Here is a 7448-nt window from a genome sequence, read left to right as displayed (position 1 = left end):
AGCAACTACATGCGCTCCCTGCCGCACGAGCTGACCGAGGCCGCCCTCGTCGACGGCGCCTCCGTGTGGCGCCTGTACTGGCAGATCGTGCTGCCCCTGTGCAAGCCGGCGATGGCGGCCCTGGCCACCCTGCTGTCCATCTGGATCTACAACGACTTCTTCTGGGCGATCGTACTGATCTCCACCGGCGAGAACATGCCGATCACGTCGGCGCTGAACAACCTCTCCGGCCAGTACTTCACCGACCCCAACCTGGTCGCAGCAGGCGCCCTCCTCACCGCGATCCCGACGCTGATCGTGTACTTCGCGCTCCAGCGCCAGTTCGTCAGCGGCCTCACCCTCGGCGCCAACAAGGGCTGACCGGCCACAGAGGCCGACCGTAGAGGACGACCACAGAGGCCGGCCACAAAGGCTGTCCACAGCGGCCGGCCACAAGGTCGGGCCCTGGGCTGACCCAAGGGCCGGCCCAGGGCCCCGACCGTCGGCAGGGCCGAAGCTCCACCTTCCGTGAAAGAGACCCCCCGTGCACCACCCCTTCACCCCGGTCGTCTCCGTCCCCGTGGACCCGCGTCGTGCGCTCGTCCACGAGGAGGGCTGGCAGTCCTGGAGCCCCAGCGGCGCCTACGCCCTCGACGCGCGCCCGTACCGCCCGACCAACGCCAACTGGGCGACCGTCTGCTACCGGCCCGGGGTCACCGTGCCCGCCGGGGTCTTCCAGGGGGAGGGGCTGCTGGCCCTGGCGCCCCAGGGCGAGGGCGGACCGGTCGTCGTGTGCGCGGCCGCCGACCCGCTGAGCTCCGTCCCCTCCATCCGGCTGGCGGTGAGCGGCGACATGGCGGAGATCAGCGCCGACGGCAAGGTGGACTTCTACTCCTACCTGGGCCCCGGCGGCATCCAGGGCGCCCTCGCCGACTGGGCCGACAGCCTCGGCCTGGGGGCTCCCCGTCCGGCGCCCACCGTCTGGTGCTCCTGGTACGAGTACTTCACCGCCGTCACCGAGGACGACATCCACGAGAACCTCCGTGCGATGGACACCCTCGACCTGCCGATCGACGTCGTGCAGATCGACGACGGCTACCAGAAGGCGCTCGGCGACTGGCTCACCCTCTCGGGCCGTTTCCGCTCCCGCGCCGGAATCGCCGACGCCATCCGCGCCCGGGGCCGCCGGGCGGGCATCTGGACGGCGCCCTTCCTGGTCGACCCGGCGAGCGACCTGGCCGCCGAGCACCCGGACTGGCTGGTCCGCGACCCCGACGGCGGCTTCGCCCACGCCGGCCGCAACTGGGGCCACGACCTGAACGTCCTCGACACCACCCACCCGGAGGCGGCGGCGTACCTGACGGACGTCTTCCGCACCCTGCGCGCCGAGGGCTACGACTACTTCAAGGTCGACTTCCTGTACGCGGGCGCGCTGGACGGCGTACGGCACTCGTCCGTGGACGCGGTCACGGCTTACCGCGAGGGCATCGCGCTGATCAGGGAAGCCATCGGCCCCGAGTCGTACCTCCTGGGCTGCGGCGCACCGATCCTCCCCTCCCTCGGCCTGTTCGACGCGATGCGGGTCAGCCCCGACACGGCCCCGCACCGCCGACCCGAGGCCGACGACTACAGCCAGCCCGGCCAGGACCCGGCCGAGTTCACCGGCGTGGGCCGCCAGTGGCAGCACGGCCGCCTCTGGATCAACGACCCCGACTGCCTGATGGCCCGCCCGGCGGTGGAGACCCGGGAGCGGTGGGCGGCGCATGTGGAGGCGACGGGCGGCCTGATGGCGTCCAGCGACCGCCTGCTCTCCCTGGACGAGTGGGGCGTGGCCACGACTCGCCGTCTGCTGTCGGGAGTCGAAGGATGAGCCGCGAACCGAAGGTGCCCGGCATCGTCTACGGCGGCGACTACAACCCCGAGCAGTGGCCCGAGGAGGTGTGGGCCGAGGACATGCGGCTGATGGGCGAGGCCGGGGTGACGATGGTCAGCATCAACATCTTCTCCTGGGCCCTGCTGGAACCGTCCGAGGGCGAGTACGACTTCTCCCGCCTCGACCGCGTCCTCGACATGCTGTACGCCCACGGCATCGCGGCGGACCTGGCGACCCCGACGGCCGCGCCGCCGGCGTGGTTCTTCCGGGCCCACCCGGAGGCGCTGCCCGTCGACCGCGACGGCCGCGGGCTGTCGTACGGCAGCCGCCAGACGTTCTGCCCGAGCAGCCCGGCGTACCGCAAGGCGGCCCTCCGCATCACCCGTGAACTGGGCGCTCGGTACGCCGGCCACCCGGCCGTGGTGATGTGGCACGTCCACAACGAGTACGGCTGCCACAACGCGGAGTGCTTCTGCGACACGAGCGCGGCGGCGTTCAGACGATGGCTGCGGGCGAAGTACGGCGATGACCTGACGGCGCTGAACGACGCCTGGGGCACCACCTTCTGGAGCCAGTGGTACTACGACTGGGACGAGGTCCTGCCCCCGCGCGCGACGGGCGCCGTCCCCAACCCGACCCACCGGCTGGACTGGCGCCGCTTCTGCAGCGACGAACTGCTGTCGCTGTGCAAGGCGGAGCGGGCCGTGCTCGCGGAGGCCGCCCCGGACATCCCCGCCACCACCAACTTCATGGTGATGTACAACTTCGACGCCCTCGACTACTGGCGCTGGGCGCCGGAGCTGGACGTGGTGTCGAACGACCACTACCTCAGGTCGACCGACCCGGAGTCGCAGATCGACATCGCGATGAGCGGTGATCTGGTGCGCTCGCTCGCCGGTGGCCGTCCGTGGCTGCTGATGGAGCACTCCACGGGCGCGGTGAACTGGCAACCGGTCAACCGGGCGAAGACGGCGGGCGAGTTGCGCCGCAACGCCCTCGCCCACGTCGCCCACGGCGCCGACGGCATCGCGTACTTCCAGTGGCGGGCGGCCAGGGCGGGCGCCGAGCAGTGGCACTCGGCGATGCTGCCGCACGCCGGCACGGACAGTCAGATCTGGCGTGACGTGGTCCGACTGGGCGCGGATCTCAAGGCGTTGGGGGAGGTGCGCGGCAGCACGGGTACGGCCAGGACGGCGATCGTCTGGGACTGGGACGCCCGCTGGGCGCTCGAACTCCCTTCCCAGCCGAGCGAGGAACTCCGCTACCTGGACCTGGTCCGCACCTGGTACGAGCCGCTGTGGCGAGCGGGCGTGGCCGTGGACTTCGTCCGCCCCGACGCCGACCTCTCCGCGTACCGCCTGCTCCTGGCCCCCAGCCTCTACCTGGTCGACGACGCGGGCGCGGCGAACCTGACGTCCTTCGCCGAGCGCGGCGGCACCCTCGCGATCGGCTTCCACAGCGGGGCGGTGGACGAGAACTGCCACGTCCGGCTCGGCGGTTACCCGGGTGCCTTCCGCGAGGTGCTCGGCGTGCGCACGGACGAACTGTTCCCGCTGCTGCCGGGGGAGACAGTGGGACTGAGCGGGGGCGGCCGGGGATCCCTCTGGTCGGAGCGCGTCCGCCTCGACGGCGCCGAAGCGGTGACCACGTACACCGACGGCCCCCTCACCGGCATACCGGCGGTGACCCGGCACCCGTACGGGACCGGCACGACCTGGTACCTGGCCACCCTCCCCGACCCGAGCACCCTGGGCGGTCTGCTGGAGCGGATCCGCGCGGAGGCCGGCGTGGAACCGGAGCTGGACGGAGTCCCCGCCGGTGTGGAAGTGGTCCGCCGCCGCGGGACCGACGCCGACTACGTCTTCCTCCTCGACCACACGGGAACGGGAGCGCAGATCCGCGTCGCCCCCGACGGAGTCGAACTCCTCACCGGAAAGCCCCTGACGGACGGTTCGGTCACCGTGCCGCCGGGCGGGGCAGCGGTCGTACGCGAACCACACACCCCGGCATAGACCTGGCGCATAGTCACCCGAACGACTGAACGGACCCCGTTCCACCCCCGCGCCCCGCTGACCCGCCACTACGTTCCGTCACATGGTCAGCTCAGCACACGAGGCGATGCACCAGATCTTCAGGGAGGACCCGGGCCTGTTCGCCCGGGCCCTCCCCAGGGCGGGCATCCCCTTCCCCGAGCCCACGGCGATCCGGCCCCTCGACACGGACCTCACCGAGATCAGACCGCTGGCGCGCCGGGTGGACACCCTCTTCCGAGTCGACACGGCGGACGACGGCGGCTTTCTGCTCGCAGTCGAGGCCCAGGGCAAGCCGGACCCGGACTAGCCCAACAGCTGGACGTACTACTTGGCGCATCTGTACGCCAAGTACCAGCTGCCTCCGATCTTGCTGGTGGTCTGCCGGGACAAGGCCACCGCGTCCTGGGCGGCGGAACCCGTCCGGGTCGGTCTGCCAGTCCACACCAGCATGGCGGTTTTTCCACTCGTCCTGGGCCCGGGCAATGTCCCCGCGATCACCGACCCGGACGAGGCGGCCGAGGACCTCGCACTCGCCGTCTTCGCCGCGCTCGCCCACGCCAAGGATCCGGGCCTGCCTGCGATACTGGACGCGCTGGCGACGGCAGTGACCAGCACCGGCGGCGAGACCGCGAAGCGCTGGGCGGAATTCACCGAAGTGGGCTTGGACGACACCCCGGCTCGTGCACTGTGGAGGCATCTGATGGCCACGTACACCCCCCGTTTTCCCGGCAGCGGCACCCTCATCGAGGAAGCCCTCATCGAGGGTGAGGCCAAGGGCCGTGCTGAGGGTGAGGCCAAGGGCCGTGCTGAGGGTGAGGCCAAAGGCCGTGCGGCGGACATCCTCCGTATCCTCGATCGGCGTGGCATCGAGGTCTCCGAGGCGGTGCGGGAGCGGATCACGTCCTGCTCCGACCTTGAGGTCCTGGGTACCTGGTTCGACCGATCCCTGACGGCCATCAGCGCCGAAGAGTTGTTCGAGGAGTCCTAGCCGGCGCTCACCGAGCAGAGGGGCGCGGCACGCCCCCACAGCGTGCCGCGCCCCGTCCCCCGCTCCCCCCCCGGGAGGGTCAGGCGGTCTCGAGTGCCGGCAAGGTTCCCGTCTTCGCGGCCTTGCCGTACCACAGGGCGCTCGACTTCGGCGTGCGCGCCAGCGTCGCGTAGTCCACGTACACCGCGCCGAACCGCTTCTCGTAGCCGTACGCCCACTCGAAGTTGTCCAGCAGGGACCACAGGAAGTAGCCGCGGACGTCCGCGCCCTCGGCGATGGCGCGGCGGACGGCCCTCAGGTGGCCGTGGAGGTAGGCGATGCGCTCGGGGTCGTGGACGCGGCCGTCGGGGTCGGGCTTGTCGTCGTAGGCCGCGCCGTTCTCCGTGATGTACAGCGGCAGGCCCGGCGCCTCCTTCGTGTAGCGCATGATCAGCTCGTGCAGGCCCGTCGGGTCGATCGTCCAGCCCATCTCCGTGCGCTCGCCCGGCGTCTGGTGGAAGGCGACGTCGTCCGCGCCCGGCCAGGGGGAGTGGTCGCTGGCGCCGTGACCGTCGGCCCGCGGGCCCTTCGGGTCGGCGTCGGCCGCCGAGACCAGGGTGGGCGTGTAGTAGTTGAGGCCCAGCGCGTCCAGCGGCTGGTTGATGGTGCGCAGGTCGCCGTCGAGGATGTACGACCAGTCCGTCAGCGACGACGTCGAGGCGAGCAGCGTCTCGGGGTACGCGCCGCGCAGCAGCGGACCGTGGAAGACGCCGTTGGCCAGGTCGTCGATCTTCCGGGCCGCCGCCAGGTCCGCCGCCGTCTGCGAAAGCGGTCGCACGACGGAGGAGTTGAGGCTGATCGCGACCGAGTTGCGGGCCGGCATCACCGAGCGCAGGGCTGATGTGCCGAGGCCGTGCGCCAGGTTCAGGTGGTGCGCGGCGCGCAGGGACGCCACCGGGTCCGTGCGGCCCGGCGCGTGCACCCCGGACGCGTAGCCCAGGAACGCGCTGCACCAGGGCTCGTTCAGCGTGATCCAGTGCTCCACGCGGTCGCCGAGCGCCTCGCCGACGATCTGGGCGTACTCGGCGAAGCGGTACGCGGTGTCGCGCTCCGGCCAGCCGCCCGCGTCCTCCAGCTCCTGCGGGAGGTCCCAGTGGTAGAGGGTGACCGCCGGCTTGATGCCCTTCGACAGCAGCTCGTCGACCAGACGGCGGTAGAAGTCCAGGCCCACCTGAACCGCCGGGCCGCGGCCGGTCGGCTGGACGCGCGACCAGGAGACGGAGAAGCGGTACGCCGTCAGGCCCAGCTCCGCCATCAGCGCCACGTCGTCGCGGTAGCGGTGGTAGTGGTCGACAGCGATGTCACCGGTCTCGCCGCCGGCGGTCTTGCCCGGCGTATGACTGAAGGTGTCCCAGATCGACGGGGTGCGGCCGTCCTCCCGCACCGCCCCCTCGATCTGGTACGCGGACGTCGCGGCGCCCCAGAGGAAGGCGGGAGGAAAGGTCACCGGGTTCACCGGCTGTGCGGACTCAGGCATGGAAGCGCTCCCATGGATGGTCGTCGAGGTCACCGACACCGACGAGGGATGGGGGGAAGAGAGGTGCGAGGGGTACGAAGGGGCCGAGGCGGCGGTGACCCGGCCCCCTGAAGCGGAAGTCGCTGGGCGGGGCGTCAGCGGGCGCGGGGGTCAGCCCTTCACCGCGCCCTGCATGATGCCGCCCACGATCTGCTTGCCGAAGATCGCGAAGACGAGCAGCAGCGGCAGCGTGCCCAGCAGCGCGCCCGCCATGATCAGGGACTGGTCGGGCGTGTACCCGCGGCCCAGGCCCGCGACCGCCACCTGCACGGTCGGGTTGCCGGTCTGGGTCAGCACCAGGAAGGGCCACAGGAAGTCGTTCCAGGTCTGGACGAACATCAGCATGCCCAGGACCGCCATCGCCGGACGCGCGGTCGGGAACACCACGTGCCACACCACGCGCCAACTGCTCGCGCCGTCCATCCGGGCCGCCTCGATGATCTCGTCCGGCAGGGCCTGGATCAGGTACTGCCGCATGAAGAACACACCGAACGCACTCACCAGCGAGGGCAGGATCACCGCCTGCAACTGGTCGGTCCAGTCGAGCTTGGCGACCATCATGTACAGCGGGATCACCTGGAGCTGCGGCGGCACCATCATCGTGCCGATCACGACCAGCATCAGAGCGCCCCGGCCCCTGAACCTCAGCTTGGCGAAGGCGAACCCGGCGATCGTCGACAGGAACACGATGGTCAGCGCCGAAACACCGGCCACGATCGTGGTGTTGAGGAACGCCTCGCCCAGGTTGGCGTCGTTCCAGGCGAGTTCGAGCTTGTCGAACAGGCCCGAGCCGAACCAGAACGGGGGCGGGTTCTGCGCGAGGCGCTGGTTGTCGCGCGAGGCGGCGATCGCCGTCCACACCAGCGGGAACAGCGAGACGATGGTGAACACGGCGAGGATGATGTACGCCACCGGACCGGCGTGCATCTGCCCGCCCGCCCGCGCCGCCTTCATGCCGCGTGAACGCTTCGGCGGCTCGGGCGCCGCGTCGGCCTGGGGTTTCGTCAGGGTCGTCGTCAC

At 71.0% G+C, this 7448-nt stretch carries 7 protein-coding genes; 5 read left to right on the top strand and 2 right to left on the bottom strand.

What is annotated here, in order from left to right:
* The 5 genes from ACPT94_RS01840 to ACPT94_RS01820 form a co-directional block, all read left to right on the top strand.
* Positions 1-360, top strand: a 360-nt coding sequence (locus tag ACPT94_RS01840; RefSeq protein ID WP_425244905.1) for a carbohydrate ABC transporter permease, incomplete at its 5' end; no start/stop codon positions are given.
* A gap of 163 nt (positions 361-523) precedes the next feature.
* A complete protein-coding gene (locus ACPT94_RS01835) occupies positions 524-1849 on the top strand; it encodes a glycoside hydrolase family 36 protein (RefSeq protein ID WP_425244904.1) in 1326 nt (441 codons plus the stop codon).
* On the top strand, positions 1846-3864 hold the full coding sequence (locus ACPT94_RS01830; protein ID WP_425244903.1) for a beta-galactosidase: 2019 nt from the start codon (positions 1846-1848) through the stop codon (positions 3862-3864). Before ACPT94_RS01835 ends, ACPT94_RS01830 begins: the two co-directional genes overlap by 4 nt.
* Before the next feature lie 82 nt (positions 3865-3946).
* A complete protein-coding gene (locus ACPT94_RS01825) occupies positions 3947-4192 on the top strand; it encodes an RpnC/YadD family protein (RefSeq protein ID WP_425244902.1) in 246 nt (81 codons plus the stop codon).
* A 21-nt stretch (positions 4193-4213) separates the two neighbouring features.
* Entirely contained in the window at positions 4214-4873 is a 660-nt protein-coding gene (locus tag ACPT94_RS01820) for a hypothetical protein (protein WP_425244901.1), read from the top strand.
* 79 nt (positions 4874-4952) lie between these two features.
* Here the strand turns inward: ACPT94_RS01820 and ACPT94_RS01815 are convergent, their stop codons facing one another.
* Both ACPT94_RS01815 and ACPT94_RS01810 read right to left on the bottom strand, forming a co-directional pair.
* Positions 4953-6389, bottom strand: coding sequence for a GH1 family beta-glucosidase (locus ACPT94_RS01815; RefSeq protein ID WP_425244900.1), 1437 nt, complete (start codon positions 6387-6389; stop codon positions 4953-4955).
* A 150-nt stretch (positions 6390-6539) separates the two neighbouring features.
* Positions 6540-7448 carry a carbohydrate ABC transporter permease gene (locus ACPT94_RS01810; protein WP_425244899.1) on the bottom strand — a complete coding sequence of 303 codons (909 nt, stop codon included), beginning with the start codon at positions 7446-7448 and terminating at the stop codon, positions 6540-6542.

This window comes from Streptomyces aurantiaciflavus (assembly GCF_049808595.1).
Taxonomy (GTDB): Bacteria; Actinomycetota; Actinomycetes; order Streptomycetales; family Streptomycetaceae; genus Streptomyces.
This window is presented reverse-complemented; position numbering and strand designations above follow the sequence as displayed.